The 20321-nt window shown below is 64.5% G+C and carries 20 protein-coding genes; 13 read left to right on the top strand and 7 right to left on the bottom strand.

The window, feature by feature from the left end; translation table 11 throughout:
- The first annotated feature begins 85 nt into the window (after positions 1-85).
- Positions 86-1579 (top strand): FAD-linked oxidase C-terminal domain-containing protein, encoded by a 1494-nt coding sequence (locus tag AAFG07_RS35805; protein ID WP_342724360.1) that lies wholly within the window; start codon positions 86-88, stop codon positions 1577-1579.
- On the opposite strand, the gene AAFG07_RS35800 is transcribed toward AAFG07_RS35805, so the two are convergent.
- Complete coding sequence (locus AAFG07_RS35800) at positions 1576-1989, bottom strand: hypothetical protein (RefSeq protein ID WP_342724359.1); 414 nt, start codon at positions 1987-1989, stop codon at positions 1576-1578. The genes AAFG07_RS35805 and AAFG07_RS35800 overlap by 4 nt on opposite strands.
- A 348-nt stretch (positions 1990-2337) precedes the next feature.
- Between AAFG07_RS35800 and AAFG07_RS35795 the strand changes: the two genes are divergently transcribed.
- Positions 2338-3510 (top strand): acyltransferase, encoded by a 1173-nt coding sequence (locus tag AAFG07_RS35795; protein ID WP_342724358.1) that lies wholly within the window; start codon positions 2338-2340, stop codon positions 3508-3510.
- A 21-nt stretch (positions 3511-3531) separates the two neighbouring features.
- A complete protein-coding gene (locus AAFG07_RS35790) occupies positions 3532-4794 on the top strand; it encodes an acyltransferase (RefSeq protein WP_342724357.1) in 1263 nt (420 codons plus the stop codon).
- Between the two features lie 52 nt (positions 4795-4846).
- On the opposite strand, the gene AAFG07_RS35785 is transcribed toward AAFG07_RS35790, so the two are convergent.
- Entirely contained in the window at positions 4847-5332 is a 486-nt protein-coding gene (locus AAFG07_RS35785) for an antibiotic biosynthesis monooxygenase (protein WP_342724356.1), read from the bottom strand.
- A gap of 294 nt (positions 5333-5626) precedes the next feature.
- Here AAFG07_RS35785 and AAFG07_RS35780 point away from each other — a divergent pair, with 294 nt between their 5' ends.
- From AAFG07_RS35780 to AAFG07_RS35765, 4 genes are all read left to right on the top strand, one after another.
- Positions 5627-6865, top strand: a complete 1239-nt coding sequence (locus tag AAFG07_RS35780; RefSeq protein ID WP_342724355.1) for an FAD-binding protein — start codon at positions 5627-5629, stop codon at positions 6863-6865.
- Positions 6862-8178, top strand: coding sequence for a glycolate oxidase subunit GlcF (gene glcF, locus AAFG07_RS35775; protein WP_342724354.1), 1317 nt, complete (start codon positions 6862-6864; stop codon positions 8176-8178). Before AAFG07_RS35780 ends, glcF begins: the two co-directional genes overlap by 4 nt.
- 213 nt (positions 8179-8391) lie before the next feature.
- Positions 8392-8772, top strand: a complete 381-nt coding sequence (locus tag AAFG07_RS35770; protein ID WP_342724353.1) for a hypothetical protein — start codon at positions 8392-8394, stop codon at positions 8770-8772.
- A 382-nt stretch (positions 8773-9154) separates the two neighbouring features.
- Complete coding sequence (locus AAFG07_RS35765) at positions 9155-10144, top strand: TorF family putative porin (RefSeq protein ID WP_342724352.1); 990 nt, start codon at positions 9155-9157, stop codon at positions 10142-10144.
- 289 nt (positions 10145-10433) lie between these two features.
- Here AAFG07_RS35765 and AAFG07_RS35760 read toward each other — a convergent pair whose 3' ends face one another.
- Positions 10434-12176 carry an ABC transporter ATP-binding protein/permease gene (locus tag AAFG07_RS35760; RefSeq protein WP_342724351.1) on the bottom strand — a complete coding sequence of 581 codons (1743 nt, stop codon included), beginning with the start codon at positions 12174-12176 and terminating at the stop codon, positions 10434-10436.
- Positions 12177-12485: 309 nt separating this feature from the next.
- Here AAFG07_RS35760 and AAFG07_RS35755 point away from each other — a divergent pair, with 309 nt between their 5' ends.
- Together AAFG07_RS35755 and AAFG07_RS35750 are read left to right on the top strand one after the other, a co-directional pair.
- Positions 12486-14156, top strand: coding sequence for an L-lactate permease (locus tag AAFG07_RS35755; protein ID WP_342724350.1), 1671 nt, complete (start codon positions 12486-12488; stop codon positions 14154-14156).
- A 146-nt stretch (positions 14157-14302) separates the two neighbouring features.
- Positions 14303-14719 (top strand): META domain-containing protein, encoded by a 417-nt coding sequence (locus AAFG07_RS35750; protein ID WP_342724349.1) that lies wholly within the window; start codon positions 14303-14305, stop codon positions 14717-14719.
- Positions 14720-14811: 92 nt separating this feature from the next.
- Here the strand turns inward: AAFG07_RS35750 and AAFG07_RS35745 are convergent, their stop codons facing one another.
- The gene (locus AAFG07_RS35745; protein WP_342724348.1) at positions 14812-15447 is read right to left on the bottom strand and encodes a hypothetical protein; all 636 of its coding nucleotides are present in this window, start codon (positions 15445-15447) and stop codon (positions 14812-14814) included.
- A 218-nt stretch (positions 15448-15665) separates the two neighbouring features.
- Between AAFG07_RS35745 and AAFG07_RS35740 the strand changes: the two genes are divergently transcribed.
- The 3 genes from AAFG07_RS35740 (at position 15666) to AAFG07_RS35730 (ending at position 17270) form a co-directional block, all read left to right on the top strand.
- Complete coding sequence (locus AAFG07_RS35740; protein WP_342724347.1) at positions 15666-16130, top strand: GNAT family N-acetyltransferase; 465 nt, start codon at positions 15666-15668, stop codon at positions 16128-16130.
- 76 nt (positions 16131-16206) lie between these two features.
- Positions 16207-16785, top strand: a complete 579-nt coding sequence (locus tag AAFG07_RS35735) for an Ada metal-binding domain-containing protein (protein ID WP_342724346.1) — start codon at positions 16207-16209, stop codon at positions 16783-16785.
- A gap of 17 nt (positions 16786-16802) precedes the next feature.
- Positions 16803-17270 carry a PaaI family thioesterase gene (locus tag AAFG07_RS35730; RefSeq protein ID WP_092124048.1) on the top strand — a complete coding sequence of 156 codons (468 nt, stop codon included), beginning with the start codon at positions 16803-16805 and terminating at the stop codon, positions 17268-17270.
- A 198-nt stretch (positions 17271-17468) separates the two neighbouring features.
- Here AAFG07_RS35730 and AAFG07_RS35725 read toward each other — a convergent pair whose 3' ends face one another.
- Positions 17469-17996, bottom strand: coding sequence for an ester cyclase (locus AAFG07_RS35725; protein ID WP_342724345.1), 528 nt, complete (start codon positions 17994-17996; stop codon positions 17469-17471).
- A gap of 248 nt (positions 17997-18244) precedes the next feature.
- On the opposite strand from AAFG07_RS35725, the gene AAFG07_RS35720 reads away from it, so the two are divergent.
- Positions 18245-18442, top strand: coding sequence for a hypothetical protein (locus tag AAFG07_RS35720; protein WP_342724344.1), 198 nt, complete (start codon positions 18245-18247; stop codon positions 18440-18442).
- 19 nt (positions 18443-18461) lie between these two features.
- Here AAFG07_RS35720 and AAFG07_RS35715 read toward each other — a convergent pair whose 3' ends face one another.
- Together AAFG07_RS35715 and AAFG07_RS35710 are read right to left on the bottom strand one after the other, a co-directional pair.
- Complete coding sequence (locus tag AAFG07_RS35715) at positions 18462-19661, bottom strand: hypothetical protein (protein WP_342724343.1); 1200 nt, start codon at positions 19659-19661, stop codon at positions 18462-18464.
- Positions 19662-19767: 106 nt separating this feature from the next.
- Positions 19768-20244: a MarR family winged helix-turn-helix transcriptional regulator gene (locus tag AAFG07_RS35710; RefSeq protein WP_342724342.1), complete on the bottom strand. Its 477-nt coding sequence runs from the start codon at positions 20242-20244 to the stop codon at positions 19768-19770.
- Between the last annotated feature and the right edge of the window lie 77 nt (positions 20245-20321).

Here is a 20321-nt window from a genome sequence, read left to right as displayed (position 1 = left end):
GGCCGGGTGACTGAAACAGGTGCAGACCTGATTGATTTGTCGTAACAAATCCGCAAAGCGCGCAGAGCGCTCCGAGGGAACAGCGATGTCCATCATGATGCCGGCGGCTGATCAGGCCGTCCTTGCCCGCCGCGCCGAAATCGCCGCCGCCTTGCGCGCTATCGTCCCGGGCGAGGGCGTGATCGACAGCGCCGCCGAAATGCTGGCCTATGAATCCGACGGCCTGACCGCCTACCGGCAGCCGCCGATGGTCGTGGTGTTGCCCGATACCACCGAGCAGGTCGCAAAGGTCCTCAAATATTGCCAGGAGCAGGGCATCAAGGTGGTGCCGCGCGGCTCCGGCACCTCGCTGTCCGGCGGCGCGCTGCCGCTCGCCGACGGCGTCTTGCTCGGGCTCGGCAAGTTCAAGCGGATTCGCGAGATCGACTTCGACAACCGCGTCGTCGTCACCGAGCCCGGCGTCACCAACCTTGCGATCAGCCAGGCGGTCGCCCATGCCGGCTTCTACTATGCGCCCGATCCGTCGTCGCAGATCGCCTGCTCGATCGGCGGCAATGTCGCGGAGAATTCCGGCGGCGTGCACTGCCTGAAATACGGCATGACCACCAATAATGTGCTCGGCTGCGAGATCGTGCTGATGAGTGGCGAGATCCTGCGCATCGGCGGCAAGTCGGCGGAGAATGCCGGCTACGACCTGATGGGGATCATCACCGGCTCGGAGGGGCTGCTCGGCGTCATCACCGAGATCACGGTGCGCATTTTGCAGAAGCCGGAGACGGCCCGCGCGCTGATGGTCGGTTTCGCCGAGGTCGAGGCGGCCGGCGAATGCGTGGCCGCCATCATCGGCGCCGGCATCATCCCCGGCGGCATGGAGATGATGGACAAGCCGGCGATCCACGCCGCGGAAGCCTTCGTTCATGCCGGTTATCCGCTCGATGTCGAGGCGCTCCTGATCATCGAGCTCGACGGTCCCCAGGTCGAGGTCGATGAGCTGATCAAGCGGGTCGAGGCGATCGCGCAGGGTTGCGGCTCGACCTCCTGCCAGATCTCGACCTCGGAGGCCGAACGCAACCTGTTCTGGGCCGGCCGCAAGGCGGCCTTCCCCGCGGTCGGGCGGATCTCGCCGGACTATCTCTGCATGGACGGCACCATTCCCCGTGGCGCGTTGCCGAAGGCGCTGGCACGGATCCGCGAGCTCTCGGAGAAATATGGCCTCGGCGTCGCCAATGTGTTCCACGCCGGCGACGGTAATCTGCACCCGTTGATCCTCTACGATGCCAACAAGCCGGGCGAGATCGAGAAGGCGGAAGCGTTCGGCGCCGATATCCTGCGTTGCTGCGTCGAGCTGGGCGGCGTGCTCACCGGCGAGCATGGCGTCGGCATCGAGAAGCGCGACCTGATGCCGGAAATGTTCACCGAGATCGATCTCAACCAGCAGCAGCGGCTGAAATGCGCCTTCGATGCCCAGGGCCTGCTCAACCCCGGCAAGGTGTTTCCCACCCTGCACCGCTGCGCCGAGCTCGGCCGCGTCCATGTCCACGCCGGCAAGCTGGCCTTCCCGGACATCCCGCGGTTTTAGTACCGTCTCACCAGGCCGCCCGCCGCGCTGGCATCGCCATATGCGGCGCAGGCCCGTTTGGGGTCAGCTACCAACTCCGCCCGGACTCGCTTGAAGGTCTTGCCGGCAGCTTCGGACACCTCGGGGCGGAATTTGCGCGGATCGTAGTCATTGCCGTCGTTGGCCTTGATGGCCGCGTCAAAGGCGCCGATCATGGCCATGGCGGCGTCGGGGCTGCCGAGCAGCCTGGCGCCGAGTTGAACGCCGCCGGCACCACTGGCCTCATAGCCGATGCATCGCTGTTCGAGCACCGCGGCCGCGGTGGCGAGCTGGTCGAGGAACGTCGCCTCGGCGTCGGTGAGCATTGCGGCGCGCGCCTGCTGGGCCACGATCATCGCGAGCAGCGCGATGGCCGTTGGTTTGATGTTCATGGTGGCGGTTCTCCTGCGGCGGTTGAGCCGCGATCGAAATCACCGGTCGCCGAATGCCGATAGCGCCGGCCAGTCCTTTTGGGGCATCAGGTGCCGCGCCGGCTATTGGCCCCAAGGCCAACATGCATCGGTGTCGGCCCCAGGCGGACTGGAATATGCGAGCGCTTCGCCGATCGATCCATTTCGACGGATCGCGCTAGCCGACCGATAACCTTAACCGATGCTTGCCGCGATGACCGTGGCAAGGGCTGCCGTTGCACGTGCTGCAATTGCGGCGGCCCACCGTTTACACGGCCTTCAACTGTTCCTCGGTATTTTCCCAAGATGCATGTCTTCGGGACCACATCGATGCCCAGCCTGGCTGATCAGCTGGCGCTTTCGCGCAATCGGCCCGCAGGTTTCGACTATATGCGGATTGCGCTGGCGGTATCGATCATCTGCCTGCACAGCCTGAACGTGACGCTCGGGCTCGGCCGGGCGCTGGAAATATTGAGCTCGTTCCGCATCGGCATCGCGATGATCCTCGCGCTGTTCTTTGCGTTGAGCGGCTTCCTGGTGACGGCGAGCCTGCAGCGGTGCAAGAGCCTGATTTCCTTCCTCGGCCTGCGCGTGCTTCGGATCGGGCCCGCTCTCGCGGTCGAGACGACGCTGTCGGCGGTCATCATCGGCTCGGTGTTCACCGAACTGCCATTGGCGCAGTACGTCGCCGACCCGAAATTCCACACTTATTTTCTCAACATCGTCGGCGACATCCATTACGAGCTGCCGGGTGTCTTCCTGCGCAATCCGCTGCCGGACGTGGTGAATGCCCAGCTCTGGACGGTGCCGTATGAATTGTGGTGCTACGTCATCCTGGCGCTGCTCGCGGTGACCACGATTTGCTTCAACAGGGTGGCCTACCTCGTGTTCCTGGCGATCGTTCAGGTCGGGCTGGTGAGCTACGACATCTACCGCTGGGAGGAGGCGCCGATCCAGCTGCGCCCGCATCTTCTGGTGTTCTGCTTCCTTGCCGGTGTCGGCTTCTACCTGTGGCGCGACAAGGTGCCGTTCAATCGCACGGCGTGCCTGGTCGCGCTGTTGCTGTGCGCCGCCGGCATGGCCACGGGACGCGGCGACGCGCTGGCGCCGGTGCCGGCGGCCTATGTCGCGTGCTATCTCGGCCTGATGAATCCACGGCGGAGCTGGATCGTGTCGTCAGGCGATTACTCCTACGGGCTGTATCTCTATGGGTTCGTCATCCAGCAGTGCGTTGCCGCGTTCGGCCCGCCGGTTCAGCACTGGTACCTGAATATCCTGATCAGCCTGCCGCTCGCCTTCGGCGTCGCCGTCGCGTCCTGGCATCTCGTCGAGAAACATGCGCTGCGGCTCCGCTGCCATGTCGAGACGTTCGAGGCCGCGGTGTTGTCGCGGATTTCGATCGTCGGCTTCTGGCGCAAATCGCCCAAGCAGGCCGAACGAGAGGCTGTCGTCCAGCCGGCGCCGATCAATCCAGTTCGACCGATCGTCCTTTCCGGACGATAACCATTACTTGCTGCGAATTCGGTGGCGCGTCACCTGGATTGCGTTCGTTTTGATATGCACGTTATGCGTTCATATCTTGTTAGTTTGTTGCTGGATAGTTTTCGACAAAATCGTTGTCTCGGAAGCACAATGCAACCTAAGTTTAGCCTGGCCGATCAGTTGGCTCTTTCGCGCTATCGGCCCGCAGGCTTCGACTATCTGAGGATCGCGCTGGCGGTCACCATCATCTGCCTGCACAGCGCGAACGTCGTCTTTGGCATCGACCGGGCGATGGAGGTCCTGGGCCATATCCGCATCGGGTGCGCAATGGTCCTTGCGCTGTTCTTCGCCTTGAGCGGGTTTCTGGTGACGGCGAGCTTGCTGAGGTGCAAGAGCCTGATTTCATTTCTCGGCCTGCGCGTGCTTCGCATTGTGCCTGCGCTTGCGGTCGAGACGACACTCTCGGCCATCATCATCGGCCCGATCTTCACTGCGCTTCCCCTTGCGCAGTATTTCGCAGACCCGAAATTCTATGCCTATTTTCACAATATCGTCGGCGACATCCACTATGAGCTCCCCGGCGTGTTTCTGCACAATCCGGTACCGTTTGCGGTGAATGCGCAGCTTTGGACGGTCCCATATGAGCTGTGGTGCTACGTCATCCTGGCGCTGCTCGCCGTGACCACAATCTGCTTCAACAGGGTGCTGTATTTGGCGTTTCTGGTGTTCGCCCAGATCGGTTACGCCTGCCACGATATCTACCATTCGGACCTGCACTATCTTCACCTTCGTCCGCCGCTGCTCGTGTTCTGCTTCCTTGCAGGTGTCGGCTTCTACCTTTGGCGCGACAAGGTCCCGTTCAACCGCACCACGTTCCTGCTCGCGCTGACGCTTTGCGCGGCCGGGATGGCCACCGGATACACCGATGCGTTTGTTGTTGGACCCGCCGCGTATGTCGCGTGCTATCTGGGGCTCATGAACCCGCGGCGGAGCTGGATCGTGTCATCTGGCGACTACTCGTACGGGATGTACCTCTACGGGGTCGTCGTCCAGCAGTGCGTTGCGGCGTTGGGCCCCCCGGTTCAGCATTGGTATCTGAACATCCTGATCAGCCTGCCGATTGCCTTCGGCGTCGCGTTCGTGTCCTGGCATCTGGTCGAGAAGCATGCGCTTCGGCTCAGGGCGCAGGTCGAACAGATCGAGGCGGCGGTGCTCTCCCGGATTTCGATCGCAGCCTTCTGGCGCAGATCGCCCGAGCGGATCGAGTTGGGTGCGACGCTCGACGGCAACCGCGCGTCGGTCTGATATTGCACGGGAGGGGGAGGACCTGCATCGCAAGCCCTCCCGCGGCACCGTCTTAAAGCAGCACGTATTGCGTCCGTTCGCGCTTGGCGAGCAGAGGCAGCGCTTGTTCCGCGATGTAGGTCTTGAAGTAGGCGCTCTCCGCATGCGCCTTGAACGCCGCTTCGTCCTGGAACAATTCGTAGAACAGGAATTGCGCCGGATTGTCCTTGCCGCGGCCGATCAGGAACAGCTTGGTGCCGGGGTCCTTCTGCGCCTCGGGCAGGAAGCCGTCGAGGATTGCCGCGACCTTGTCGGCCTGGCCTTCCTTGGCTTCCCATTGCGCCACGACCAGCAGGCCTGATGTGTTGATCGCATCGCTGATGGTTCTCGTGCTCATCGCATAGTGCTTCATCTGCATTCCTCCGTTGCTTTGCTCCGATCGAGCTTGCGATCCGGCCCAGGGCGAGACGCCGGCGATCGTCATGATCGCGGCGAACGAGCCGATGGCCGATCGTCGGGTGAGCATCATCGTTGTGGTCGTGAGTTCCGAACGCTTCATGATCGCCTCCAGATGATTTGCGCCAACCGTCGTGCCGGCCGAACCGCCCACGAGAGATAGGGGATCGTGCTGCGCACTCGGTTAGGCGACGGTCGAAATGTCGATGTCGTGAAAATGGTTCGGCATCGGTCGAAGTGTTGCGTCTCCGCCTGCGCAGGACGCGGGATGTGGCCAAAACCTCGAGCAGGGTGGCCCGACCGCGGCAAGCCCCGCTCCCGGGCCAGTCCGCCGGCGTTGCGACGATGGGGTTCGTCGCATTTGATTTCGGCGCTAAATTTCGTTACCGCCTAGCGGGTGGAAACGCTGAAAGTCAGAGACGTCCAGGACGTCGAAGAGGTGGTGCGCGCTGCTGTCGCCAGCGAGCAGCCGCTTGAGGTCATTGGTCACGGATCGAAACGCGCCATCGGTCATCCGATGGCGACCAATGCGGTGCTCGACGTCTCGGTGCTGAACGCGGTCAGCTCCTATGAGCCGAACGAGCTGATCATCACCGTGCAGGCCGGCGCGCCGCTCGCTGACGTGCAATCGCTGATCGACGCCAAGAACCAGCAATTCGCCTTCGAGCCGATGGACATGTCCGTGCTGCTCGGCAGCGCAGGAGCCGGCACGATCGGCGGCATGATCGGCGCCGGCCTTGCCGGTCCGCGCCGTATCAAGGCCGGCGGCACCCGGGATCATCTGCTCGGGGCGCACGCGGTGTCCGGGTTCGGCGACAGTTTCAAGACCGGCGGGCGGGTGGTGAAGAACGTCACCGGCTACGATCTCTGCAAGCTGCTCACCGGTTCCTGGGGCACGCTCGCGGTCATGACCGAAGTGACGCTCAAGGTGATGCCGAAGCCGGAAGCCGAGCGGACGCTGGTGCTGCGCGGGCTCGACGACGTCGCCGCCAACAAGGCGATGACGGCGGCGCTGGGTTCGCCCTTCGACGTGTCGGGTGCGGCGCATTTGCCGGGTTCGGCGCTGCGGTCGGGGACCGGCGCGCTCGCCGGCCTCGCAGTCTCCGGTCAGCCGGTCACGCTGGTGCGGCTTGAGGGCATTTCGGCGTCGGCGGTGCACCGGGCGGCCTCGATCAGCCAGACACTCTCATCCTATGGAACGGTCGACAGCCTGGCTGACGACGCCTCGGCCTTGATCTGGAGCGCGCTGCGCGACGTGGTGCCGTTCGCGGTGAACGGCGCGCTCGGGGCCTGGCCGGTGTGGCGCATCGTTTGCCCGCCGGCTTCGGGCGGCGCGCTGGGTCAGGCGCTGTCGCGCGCCACCGGCGGCGATGTGATCTACGATTGGGGCGGCGGACTGATCTGGGCCGCGGTGCCGCCGGGCGCCGACGCGCAGGCCGCGCTGGTCCGCGGCCAGGTCGAGGCGGTCGGCGGGCACGCCACCCTGATCCGTGCCACCGAGGATGTGCGCCGCGCGGTCGATGTGTTCCAGCCGCAGCCGGCCGGGCTTGCCGCACTCGGCGAACGGGTCCGGGCGAGTTTCGATCCGAGATCGGTCCTCAACCGCGGCCGGACGATGCGAGGCGGGGGGGCATGAAGACCGAGTTTACCCTGGCGCAGCTCGCCGATCCCGACATCAAGGAAGCCGACAAGATCCTGCGCGCCTGCGTGCATTGCGGCTTCTGCACCGCGACCTGTCCGACCTATGTGCTGCTCGGCGACGAACTCGATAGCCCGCGCGGCCGCATCTACCTGATCAAGGAGATGCTGGAGAAGGACAAGCCGCCGACGGCGGACGTGGTCAAGCATATCGACCGCTGCCTGTCGTGCCTCGCCTGCATGACCACCTGTCCGTCGGGCGTGAACTACATGCACCTCGTCGACCAGGCCCGGGTCAGGATCGAGCGGGATTACGCGCGGCCGCTGACCGAGCGGCTGCTGCGATCGGTGCTCGCCTTCGTGCTGCCGCGGCCGGGCCTGTTCCGGATCAGCATGATCCTGGCCGGGCTCGTCCGTCCGTTCACGGCGCTGCTGCCAACGCCGTCGGTCGGTGCGGCGAGCCCGGGCCTGCTGCGGCGGATCAAGGCCATGCTGGCGCTGGCGCCGCGCAGCCTGCCGCCGCCGGGTCCAGCTGCGGGAACCGTGTTTGCGGCGACCGGCCGTCGGCGTGGGCGGGTCGCGCTGCTGCAGGGCTGCGCCCAGCAGGTGCTGGCGCCACGCATCAATCAGGCCGCGATCAACGTGCTGACCCGGCACGGCGTCGAGGTGGTGCTGGTCAAGGACGAGCAATGCTGCGGCGCGTTGACCCATCACATGGGACAGGACGCCGACGCGCTGGCGCGCGCACGGGCCAACGTCACGGTGTGGCAAAGGGAAGCGGACCAGAACGGGCTTGACGCCATTCTGGTGACGACCTCGGGCTGTGGGACAGTCGTCAAGGACTATGGCTACCTGCTGCGCGAGGACAAAACCTTCGCGGAAGCAGCCGAGCGAATCTCGGCGCTGGCAAAGGATATCACCGAGTATCTCGCTGGCCTCGAGCTCGCGCCTTCAACGCAGAAAGGCGACGTCACCGTCGCCTATCACTCGGCTTGTTCGTTGCAGCATGGACAGAAAATCACTCAACTTCCGAAAGAATTGCTTTCCAAGAATGGATTCGTGGTGAAAGATGTGCCCGAGAGCCATTTGTGTTGCGGTTCGGCGGGGACCTACAACATTCTCCAGCCCGACATTGCGAGCAGATTGCGCGATCGCAAGGTCGCCAATATTGCGCTTGTCAAACCGGACATGATCGCTGCGGGCAATATTGGTTGCATGGTTCAGATTGCCGGCGGTACGTCAGTTCCTGTGGTGCACACGATTGAGCTTCTCGATTGGGCGACAGGAGGTCCCCGGCCAGGATTGAATTGATCGACTGCCATTCGAGCATGATCCGGACCCCAGCCTTGCCCTGACGCAAACTGAAGGACCGGCGCTTCCCTGCCACAGACGCGAAGCGATCGCGCGGCCATCATGCCCGACAAGCGAAGTGGAAGGTGCCTCTCCTCGAGGTGCAGCTGCTGACCGGCAAGCGATCACTTCAATACGCGGTGGACTCAAATCAGCGGCAACAGGAGGACCACGATGGCGAAGTCGAAGAAGGCGAAGAAAAGCAAGAAGGCCAAAAAGGCCAAGAAGGCGGTAGCGGCGAAGAAGAAGTCCGCGAAGAAGTCGGCCAAGAAGACTGCGAAGAAGGCCGCGAAGAAGTCTGCGAAGAAGTCAGCCAAGAAGAGCGCCAAGAAGACAGCCAAGAAAGCTGCGAAGAAGGCTGCTCCGAAGAAAGCCGCGCCCGCGAAGCCGGCGGCGAAGAAGGCCGCCAAGAAGAGCGCTCCGAAGAAGGCCGCCGCGCCGAAGCCGGCCGCCGCGCCCCCGGCGCCCGAGCCCGCGCCGCAGCCGGCGCCGAGCTGGGCCACGCCGAGCCACGAGCCGGCGCCGAGCTGGGGCACCGACAGCGAGCACCACTAGCCGAACCTGCACCGGTTCACCTGATCGAAGCCGCAGCGGACGCCGCTGCGGCTTTTTCCGTATCGGCCGTCCGTAGTTTTGCGGAGACGCGATTCGCGTCGATACCGACCGCAGTGTGTCGAACTGTTGCTCGAATCCGATTTTGCGTGCCGCTCAACTGGGGCGGGAGCCCTGAGTCTTGTGGTGCAAATGCAACACCCGCCAACCAACGTGTGGCGAGGCGGCCAGAACGCCTAAAAAGTCGGCAGATGCATGTCTTTTCGCCTTCACGGTACCGTGCACGGGCCTCAGATTGATCCCACGCGATTTAGTTGCAGTCCGTTATCGCGCGCCCTGGGGGCCACCGGAGCTGGGCTGTCTGGAAAAGTAGATGGGGATCGTCATGAAGAAACTGGCCTTGTTAGCAACGGCGCTAGCAATGATTTCGAGCTCGGCAATGGCAGCTGACATGGCGGTGAAGGCCGTCAAGGCGCCGCCGCCGGCTCCTTTCGATCCCTGGGACGTCGCCTTCGGCGCCGGCATCGTGAGCGACTACATCTTCCGCGGCGTCACCCAGTCGAACCACAATCCGTCGGTCACCGCCTATTTCGAGCCGCGCTACAACGTCAACAAGGACCTGCAGCTCTACATCGGCACCTCGACCGAAAGCATCTCCTTCGCCAACCGTGCTGCGGCCGAAGTCGACGTCTACGGCGGTATCCGCCCGACCTTCGGCGCCTTCGCCTTCGACATCGGTGTCTGGGGTTACCTGTATCCGGGTGGAACCTGCTACTTCGGCGCGCCGACCGACACCGCCGGCAAGCTGCTCAGCCCGGAGTGCGCAGCCAACGCCCTGCTGAACGGCAACGTGATGAAGAAGGACGTCTCGTTCTTCGAAGTCTACGGCAAGGCGACCTGGACCATCAACGACAACTGGGCGTTCACCATCAACGAGTACTACTCGCCCAACTTCCTCAACACCGGCGCCTGGGGCAACTACTCCTCGATCATCGGCAAGTACACCGCGCCGAGCACCGTGTTCGGCACCAGCGGCGTCGGCATGTATGTGTCGGGTGAGTTCGGCCGGCAGTGGCTCGGCACCTCCGACAGCTTCTACGGCGTTCCGGCGTTCCCGAACGGCATCAAGTATGCCGACTACAACACCTGGAACATCGGCATCGGCTTCACCTACAAGGTGTTCACGCTCGATCTGCGCTATTCCGACACCGACCTGTCGAAGGGCAATTGCAGCGCCTTCACCAGCGACTTCACCGCGGGCGGAACCACCAACGTCACCCCGATCAATCCGGGCGGCACGGGCTCCAACTGGTGCGGCACATCCGGTATCGCCAAGCTCTCGGTCGACCTGACCGCGATGTCCAACCTGAAGTAATTTCCTCTTCCGAGGATCGCGGGGGCGGCAGAGCAATCTGCCGCCCCTTTTTTGTTGGATGGATTGCCGCCTGATGGTCGTGAGGCCGGGCTGAACTGGAGCAGCACAGGCGGCCTAACCTCTCCCTTTGGAGAGGTCGATTTGCGTGAGCAAATCGGGTGAGGGGTTACGGTCTATCGAGAGGGTAAGAGCCCTCACCCGGCGCTGCGCGCCGACCTCTCCCCGCCGGGGAGAGGTGAACCGAAAGCACGGTAAGCCGATTAAGCCAAAAGCCCCAGCTCCGGCGTGCTTACGATGCTCCAACCTCGATTTTGTCACGCAAGGTGAAGCGGTCGCCGTCGCGGACCAGCGAAATGTTGCGCTGGTGGAAGGCGTCGAGCGTCGAACGGTGGCCGATCGAAACCACCGTGGTGTCGGGCAGCTTCTCGGCGATCAGTCGGTACAGCGCGGCCTCCGACGGCTCGTCGAGCGAGGCCGTCGCCTCGTCGAGGAACAGGAACTGCGGCGCATGCAGCAGCGCCCGGGCGATGCCGAGCCGCTGCTGCTCGCCGAGCGACAGCATCCGGTTCCAGTGCGCTTCTTCCTCGAGCCGCGCCGCAAGCTGCGGCAGTCCGACGGCGGTGACAACCTCGCGGACCCGTCCCGCATCGAATTGCGCGGCCTTGCCCGGATAGACCACCGCGTCATGCAGCGAGCCGATCGGCAGATAGGGACGTTGCGGCAGCATCATCAGGCTGGCATTGGCGGGGATCTGGACCGCGCCGCGGCCGAACGGCCAGATGCCGGCCACCGCGCGGAACAGCGTGGACTTGCCGGCGCCGGAGGGACCGGTGACCAGGGTGCGTTCATTGTCGCGAAGGCTGAAGCCGTCAGCCGCGAGCAGCGGCTTGCCGTCCGGCAGGGTGACCAGGAGATCGTCGAGATCGATGGTGTCGCCGGCTGTGGGCTTGACGTGGATGATGTCCTGCCGCTGCGCGAGCGCATCGCCACCGCGGATCGAGTTCTCGAAGCCATCGAGACGCGCGACCACCGATTGCCATTCAGCCAGCGTCCGGTAGGCCGTGATGAAGAACGACAGTGAGTCCTGCACGCTGCTGAAGGCGGAAGCGGTCTGCATCATGCCGCCGAGCTGGATCTTGTTGGCGAAATAGGCCGGTGCGATCAGCACATAGGGGAAGATCACGGCGGCCTGCGAATAGGTCGCGGTGAACGCGGTCAGCTTCTTGGTTCGTTGCATGATGTCGAGCCAGTTCCCGACCACGAATCCGAAGCGATCGAGTAATCGCGTGCGCTCGGCCGGTTCACCGCGGAGCAGTGCAATCTGCTCGGCGTTCTCGCGGGTCCGCACCAGGTTGAAGCGGAAATCGGCTTCGAACCGTTGCTGCCGGAAGTTGAGGTCGACCAGCGGCCTGCCGATCACATGGGTCAAGACCGTTCCGAGGATCGCGTAGATCAGCGCGCCCCATACCAGATAGCCGGGAATCGCGATGTCCTTGCCGAAAAGATGCAGCGGCGCCTGATTGGAAAGGCCCCACAGGATGAACACGAAGGAAGCAAGCGTCACCACGGCGCTCAGCAATCCGATCCCGAGCGTCAGGGTCTGTTCGACGAAGCGCTGGGTGTCGTCGGCGATACGCTGATCCGGGTTATCGGCGGCATCGCCGAGTAGTTGAATGCGGTAGTGGTTGGCATCGTGCAGCCAGCCGCCGAGATAGCGCGTGGTCATCCAGCGCCGCCAGCGGATCTGCAGCCATTGATTGAGATAGAGCTGGTAGACCTTCAGGCCGATCCAGAACGCCGCGAGCACGCAGAAATAACCGATCTGATAGGTGAAGACCGCCTGATCGCGCTCCTGCAGCGCGTTGTAGAAAACGTTGTTCCAGCGGTTGAACAGCACGGTCAGAAAGACGGTGGCGAGCTCGATGATCACCACCGCGGCCAACAGTCCGCGGCCTGCCCATTTGTCGTCGGAGTTGAAATAGGGCGAGGCGATGCGCCACACCGTCGCGAGCGTCGAGCGAATGTTGTTCACAGATTATCGTCTCCGGGGAAGTGGCCGCAACGGCCTGAAGAATCGGGACAATCGGCGTGGTCCTCGACTAAAGTCGTAGGTCTGGCATGCAAGCGTTGGCTTGTCCCGGCGATCGAGTCAACCCTAGCATGACGACAACGGCGAGGGGCGGGGGACCTTCGATTTTTCGCGAGGATGTGAGCGATCCTTACCGATCGTTCATTCGCGAGCCGGGGCTGCAATTCTTCCGACGGACTCCCGCAATCGCACCGGCGCGCCTGCCTGCACCGAGGCCGGGGCGCTGCAAAAGAACGTGGGAAGGACCCCGAGATGAGCACCTGGAATCAAATCTACAACCCGCTGGGGAATGCCGGGCTGTCGACGCTGTCGGCGGCCATTCCCGTGGTTACGCTGCTGGTGCTGATCGCCAGCGGCAAGGTGAAGGCACATATCGCCGCCATCGTCGCCGTGATCGTGACCAACCTGATCACGATCTTCGTGTTCACGATGCCGGCCGGCATGTCGATCCGCGCATCGATCCTCGGCATCGTCACCGGGTTCTTTCCGATCGGCTGGATCGTGCTCAACGTCATCTTCCTCTACCAGGTCACGGTGAGGTGCGGAAAGTTCGAGCTGTTGAAGCGCGCCGTCGGCGGCGTCACCGAGGATCGCCGCTTGCAGCTGCTCCTGATCGCGTTCTCGTTCGGTGCCTTCTTCGAGGGCGCCTCGGGCTTCGGCACGCCGGTCGCCATCACCGGTGCGGTGCTGATCGGGCTCGGCTTCTCGCCGCTCGCAGCCTCCGGCCTGTCGCTGATCGCCAATACCGCGCCGGTCGCCTACGGCGCGCTCGGCACGCCGATCCAGGGCCTCGCCTCGGTCACCGGGCTCGATCCCTACATCCTCGGCGCCATGGTCGGCCGGCAACTGCCGCTGTTCTCGCTGATCGTGCCGTTCTGGGTGGTGTGGGCGTTCGCGGGCTGGCGCGGCATGAAGGAGATCTGGCCGGCGATCCTGGTCACCGGCGTGTCGTTTGCGGTCCCGCAATTCGTGATCTCGAACTACATCAATCCCTGGATCGTCGATATCGGCGCCTCGCTGATCTCGATGGGCGCGCTGATCCTGTTCCTGAAGGTCTGGCAGCCGCGGCAGCTCTGGCTGTCGCCCGCGCTGCGCGGCCGCGATGAATCGGCGGCAACGATGGCGGCTGCACCGCCGCTCGACAAGACACCGCTGACCCAGGGCGAATTGTGGAGCGCGCTGCTGCCGTGGATCATCGTCTGCGTGCTGATGCTGATCTGGGGCAATGGCGCCTTCAAGACCTGGGCGAACGCCAACTTCACCTGGAACTATGCGGTGCCCGAGCTCGACAAGCTGATCTTCAAGGTGCCGCCAGTGGCCGCCAAGCCGACGCCCGAAGGCGCCGTGTTCAGCTTCACCTACCTGTCGTTCACCGGCACCGGCATGCTGATCGCCGCGATCATCTCGGGTCTCTTGATGGGCTTCTCGCCTGCCAAGCTGATTGCCGAGTATGGCCGCACCATCCGCCTCTGCGCGATCTCGCTGATCACGATCTCGGCGATGCTGGCGATCGGCACCTTGACCCGGCTGTCCGGCGTCGACGCCACTCTCGGCCTCGCCTTCGCGGCGACCGGCGTGCTCTATCCCTTCTTCGGCACCTTGCTCGGCTGGCTGGGCGTGGCGCTGACCGGATCGGATACCGCCTCGAACGTGCTGTTCGGCAATCTGCAGAAGATCACCTCCGAGCAGCTCGGCCTGTCGCCGATCCTGATGGCGGCGGCGAACTCCTCGGGCGGCGTGATGGGCAAGATGATCGACGCGCAATCGATCGTTGTCGCCTCCACCGCGACCAACTGGTACGGCCACGAAGGGTCGATCCTGCGCTACGTGTTCCTGCACTCGATCGTGCTGGCGTGCCTGGTCGGTCTGTTCGTGACCCTGCAAGCCTATGTCTACCCGTTCACGGCGATGGTTCTGAAATAACGAGGCGAGGCGTCGCCCAAACGGAGATCCCCGCGGGTGCGAGCCCGCGGGGATTTTGCTTTTCAAGCGCTTTTTCTCGCGCCGCCATTCTGGCCAATCGCAGCCTCGTCCCATACAAGGGCGGCGTTGCAATTGCTGGGAATGGCATGATCTCGATGAAGCGGATTCTGAACGGCGGCATGGCCGCGTTGGTGGTCGTTGCGGCGACGCTTGGCGCGGGGCCGGTACAGGCCCAGGAAGAATTCCCGTTCGGCTTCGTGATGACGCTCGATGCCGCGCGGATGCCGGGCTCCAAGCGGATTCCCTCGATCGAGGTCGGCGACAATGGCGAGGTGATCCTCGAGCTGTGGTGCGACGGCGGCAAGGGCCAGTTCTCGGTTGCCGGCAACACCATCGTGTTCGTCCCCGGCGCGATGGAGAACCGCAACTGCGCACCGGACCGGGCGCAGGCCGACAAGGATTTGCTCGCCGCGCTCGGCGACACGACGAGCTGGCGGCGGCAGGGTGATCAGGTCACGTTCATCGGAAGCAGGCAGCTGCGTTTCGTGATCAACAGCAACTAGGGCATGATCCGGAAAAGTGCGAAGCGGTTTTCCGAAAAGATCATGCCCAAGCAAGAAGTGACGAACTCATCGCGCTGCTGCATCGCGCGGGCTCAGGGCGTTGCGACCAATCCGCTTCCGGTGGCAACGATCCAGCGATTGCCCCAGCGCACGATGGAATCGATCCGGCCGAGGCCTGGGACGACGTCGCCGCGTGCGGCCATCTTGACGCCCTCCGGCCCCTCGAGCACGGCGGTGCCGTCGCGGACTTCGACCACTGACCATCCGGGAATGGTGCTCGGCCGCGTCTCCGCCGCTGCTCCCGCGGGCTGCTTCGTTCCGAGCGCGGCGGCCTGCGCGTTCAGGGTGGTGGGCGCGGCGCCGAGAGCGAGCGGGCGCGGGCTGGCAGGGGTGTTCTTCGGAATGCTGCCGGTGACGGCGGGGTCGGCGTTCGACGCGGTCCGGCGCTCGCCCCTCGATTCGCTTCTTGGGCTCGGCCGCGTCTCGGCAACATGCGGGACCGGCGCTTCCTTCTGGGCCACCGGGACCGGCGCGGGAGCCGCAAAATCGTGCCAGTTGGCGCCGCCGGTCCATCCCAGCACGAAGCATGCGGCCAGTGCGGTGGCTGCCAGCAGCGCGGTGCCGATCCGGTCGGCGAACGGCTCCCGCAGCAGCAGGGCGGCGTCGTGGTTCTCGTTGGAGACGTCCCAGAGGTCCGCCGTCTGCGCCGGCGAATGACCCTCCGTCACATCCGTTGGCCAGATGCTCCCAGGACTGATCGGCTCGCGGTCTTGCATGGCGTGACCCGTGTTCGGTGACGCAAAGGATGATCCTCGAAACTAAATCGAGCCTTAATTTTCGGTGACCGAACTGCGGCAGCACGAAGTCTTTTGGTCGCAGTCCCCGCAAATTGACGGGGCGGTGAGGGCGGCCGACAATCGCGACGACGACCTGCATTGGGCCAGAGATGCACAAGCCTGACATCAGCATCGCCCCCGAAGACCCGCGGCGGCCCGACGTGCGGCAGCTGATCGATCTGTCGGACGCCCACATGCAGGCGCTGTATCCGCCCGATAGCAATCACCTCGCCGCCGTCGAGACGCTGGCCGTCCCGGATACGGTCTTCCTCGTCGCGCGCCGCGATGGCGAGGTGGTCGGGTCGATCGCCTTCCGCCTCATCGCACCCGAGCACGCCGAGATGAAGCGGATGTTCGTGCGGGCCGACGCGCGCGGACACGGGCTCGGCCACCGCCTGCTCGACGCGCTGGAGGACGCCGCGCGCGACCGGCGGATCGCGCGCATCAGCCTGGAGACCGGAATCCGGCAGCCGGAGGCGATCGGGCTCTATCGCGCCGCCGGCTACCAGGAGTGCCCGCCGTTCGGCGGCTACGCGCCCGATCCGCTCAGCCTGTTCATGACCAAGCGCCTCTAGTTCCAGGCGGTCGTTTCCGGACGCCGTCTCCGCAAAGCGGGTCGTCGCGGCGCGCGGGCGTCGCTATAGCGATGGCATGCTCGACTTCGCCGCACAGTATGCAGCCTTTCAGCGCCGCGACCCGGCCTGGGACGGCATCGTGTTCGTCGCGGTCAGGACGACGGGCGTGTATTGCCGTCCGGTGTGCCGGGCGCGCACGCCGCTCGCCCGCAATGTGCGGTTCTACGGCAGCGCCGCGTCGGCCGAGCGCGCCGGCTTCCGGCCCTGCCTGCGCTGCCGTCCCGAGGCGGCGCCGTTCTGCCCGGCATGGAAGGGCACCAGGACCACGGTCGAGCGCGCGCTGGCGCTGATCGAATCGGGCGCCCTCGACCGCGGCAATGTCGTTGCGCTGGCCGATCGGCTCGGCATCGGTGCGCGGCATCTGTCGCGGCTGTTCGCCGAGCATCTCGATGCCTCGCCGCTGCAGGTCGCGCTCTCGCTGCGCGTGCAGCGCGCCAAGCGCCTGATCGACGAGAGCGATCTTCCGCTCTCTCTGGTGGCGCAGCGCGCCGGCTTCTCCAGCGCAAGGCGCATGAACGCCGCATTCGCAAAACTCTACGGCCGTTCGCCCGTCTCGCTGCGACGGAAGCGGCTGCCAAACATCACGATGCAATGAGCCGATGGAGATCAGCAATGGCCAAGAGCTACGGCACCGTCAGTGCCGAACAAAAACTCAAGATGAGCGGCCTCGCATTCGTCCAGGGGCTCGCCAGCGGCGCGTTGCCGCTCAACACGATCGCGCGGACGCTCGGCTATGACGTGACTGAAGCCGAGCACGGCCGCGTCGTCGTCACGCTGCTGCCGACGGATGCGCATCTCAATCCGGCAGGCACCGTGCATGGCGGGCTCACCGCGACGCTGCTCGACAGCTGCATGGGCCTTGCGGTGCAGTCGACGCTCGATGCCGGAACGAGCCAGACCACGCTCGAATTCAAGATCTCGCTGGTGCGGCCGATCACGCCGGATACCGGCCCGATCCGCGCCGAGGGCCAGGTGCTCAATTGCGGCCGCCGCATCGGCACGGCGGAAGGCAGGGTCACCGACGAGAAGGGGCGGCTGCTCGCACATGGCACGACGACGTGCCTGATCTTTCCGGCTTGATGAAGAGCCGCTGCGGAGAGACTGCGGCGGCACTGCATCAAAAGATGCGATGCGATGCCGGCGCAGTAACATTGGAATACGTCCAGTAAGTTGGCAGCCTGGAGAGCTTCAATTTCACTAAGCCGATCGATTGGCCTAACCCGAACGCATGGGACCAGCGCTCGGAAGTCATGATGCAATCACGCCGCGCAGCCGTGTTCAGCGTGAGGCCGCCGCCGATCCCGGCATGTTGTTCCAGCCGGCAGGCAGTTCGCCGCCGGGCCGCGTCGCGGCGCCGTCCGGTTCGGGCAAGCGGATGAGGCCGAGCTGAAGCATGGCGGTGATCGCGTCTTCTTGTCCGAGCTCTTCTGCGATCCGTCCGTCCTGCACGCGCAGCACGGTCGTGCCGGCGAATGTCATCTTGCGTCCGGAGGCCGCGGGCAGCGAGCCGAGCCGGAAGTCGCTGAACGCAGGTCCGGTGTGGGTGCCGCCGCCTTCCCAGCGGCCGACAACGAGATTGCCTTCCGCGACGAGATCGCCGACGCCCCGGAAATTGAGATCCGGAAACGCTTCGCGAAACTCAGTCATGAACTTCATGACCGCGGCGCGGCCCTTCTTCGGTTCGTGCATCGGGTAGTGCACGACAATGTCTGATGTGGCGAGCTCGTTGATGATGCGCGGATTCCAGGGGTTGCCCCAGAACTCCTTGAACCACCGGCCTACGATGGTCTTGTTTTCCTCTGACATCTCTTCGTCTCCATTTGCGCGTTGCCGGTATCGCGACCGGCGCTGTCCCGATGCGCGCAATAAGCATTCGAAGACGCGTGTCGAGCCACCCGATTCCGGATCGGACATGCGCTCACACTTCAGACAGGCTTCCGCTTGGCCGATATAGCGCTTAGCGCCGCTTCTCGAACGCCATCGTGCAATCGGAAAGCGGGTGGCCCGCAACACGCCAACGCGCAATCGTTGCCCGCAGCATGGAGGAGAACATCATGCGCAAATTTCATTCGATCGCCGCGCTGTGCGGCGACGGACTTCGGCCCGAGTTGCAAGCGCTGTTCGAGCGCCTTGCGATCGATCCTCGCTCTGAACTGTTCGTCAGGGATGACGGGATGCTTCAGTCCGGTCCGGACCCCGCTCCCGAGGCGGCGCGCGACAACGTCGTGCCGTTGAAGCGCAGGACGGCCTGAATTCCCGAGCGCGCCGGCTTCAGCGCCACACCGACTTGTCGGCGTCCCAGCGCTGGCCCTTGAGCTCCTTGACCAGCGCGTCGATCGCGCCGTTGTCGTCTTTGGCCTCGCTGCCTTCCTCGTCGCTGCTGGAATCGTCGGAGAGATTGAGCTTGGCGCCGGCGCTGTCGTCCGACGTCGAGACAGTGGGGCTCGAGACCCACAGCATCAGCTTGTCGGAGCTACCGGGCTTGTCGGGCGAGACGAGGGCGGTGACCTCGTAATTCTGGGTGAGGCCGAGCGCAGGGTAGACCGCGCTCGGCCGCTTCAGCACCAGCTTGAGCTTGCCGGTATTCGCATTCCAGGTCGCCGAGGCGGGCTTTGCCGCAAGCGTCTTCGCCAGCACGCCCGCGATCGCGGTTGCGAGCTTGTCCTTGTTGATCTTGTCGCCTTCGCGCCAGTCGGTGGCGGCGAAGCGGATGGTGCGGTCCATCTCGACCACGCCGCTGGTCCAACCGGCCGCCGTCACGCCGGGCGTCGATTTCGCCTTGGCAAGCAGCGCGCTGGCGTGCTCCGGATCGACGGTGAGGTTGAGGGTCTGCTCGCCGGAGCGCATCGCATCGCAGGTCACCGCGAGGCTGGAGGTGCCGATCTCGACGGCCTCGCCCTTCAGGCTCTTGAGGAAATCCGCCGCGGCATCGAGCTTCACCCGAACGCTGATTGCTTCCGGCGAGACGTCGGTGAAGTCCTTCGGCTGCGGCGTGATGCCGTCCTCGGTGGCCTGGTTGTCCTGGAATTCCTTCTCGCTGAGATCGGAATTGTCCGTCGAGGCGACCTCGGTCACGCTCTGGCCGATCGTGATCTGGCCGCGGAACTCAAAGCTGTCGCCGGTCTGCTTGCGGTTCAGCTTGATCGTGATCGGCTGCTTGTCGGCGACGCTCTGGGTCGTGCCGGAGAGCGTCTGGCCGTTGACGGCGAGGTTGGCGACGAAGCGGTCCTTGCGGTCCGAGCTCTTGTCGGCGGGATAGCAGACGTCGAGCACGGCCGCGGTCACGGTTTTGCCCTGGCGGGTTTCCTTCAGCACGACGTCGGCATTGCCGTCCATCAGGCCGTCGATCGAGGTGAAATAGCGCGTCTCGGGGCCGCCCGTCGGCGCGGCCTTGGTTTGCAGCTTCATCTGGGCGAGAGCAGGCGCCGAGGCGACGGCAAGACCGAGCAGCAGGAGCGGGAGCGCGCGCATACGATGAGTCCTCGAAGGGCAGAATCGGTTCCGTCGTAACTAGCAAACCTCCGTCTCATTGGCCAAAAAAGAAGGCCGCCTAACGGCGGCGCTTCCAGAATCGCCGTCATGCGCGGTCGTCGGGTTCCTGTCCGCTCTCCAGCCTGGCGCGCAGCGTGCTGACAACGCGACTCACGGTTTCGATGTCCTTCATCGACAGCCCGTCGGCGAGGCCGTTCACCCAGGGCAGCTGCAGGCGCATGGCCGCCTCAAAGGCGTGCCGTCCCTTGTCGGTCAGCACGACGAGCTGGGCGCGGCGGTGATGCGGGTTGGCCTCGAAGGTGACGAGCCCGTCCCGTTGCAGGTCGTTGACGATCCGCTGCACGTTCTGTCTGGCAGCGCCGAGGTCGCGCGCCAGCCACGCGACCGGTTGCGGGCGCTCAGTGGTGACGATGGCGCCGAGGATCTGCCAGCGCGCGCTGGTCAGGCCAAGTCCGGCCACCATCCGGTCGCCGGCGGTGAACAGCAGGCTGTTGAGCCTGAACAGGTCGAGAATCAGGTCGCTCAGGGCTTCGCCGGCCGGCGTTCGCTTGGTCTGCGGCATTTGTCACCATAAGTTGATATTGACATCATGATGTCAAGATATTATGTATCCATCTGATCGAAATGACATCATAGCAC

Origin of the sequence: Bradyrhizobium sp. B097 (genome assembly GCF_038957035.1) — a bacterium.
Lineage (GTDB): Bacteria > Pseudomonadota > Alphaproteobacteria > Rhizobiales > Xanthobacteraceae > Bradyrhizobium.
This window is presented reverse-complemented; position numbering and strand designations above follow the sequence as displayed.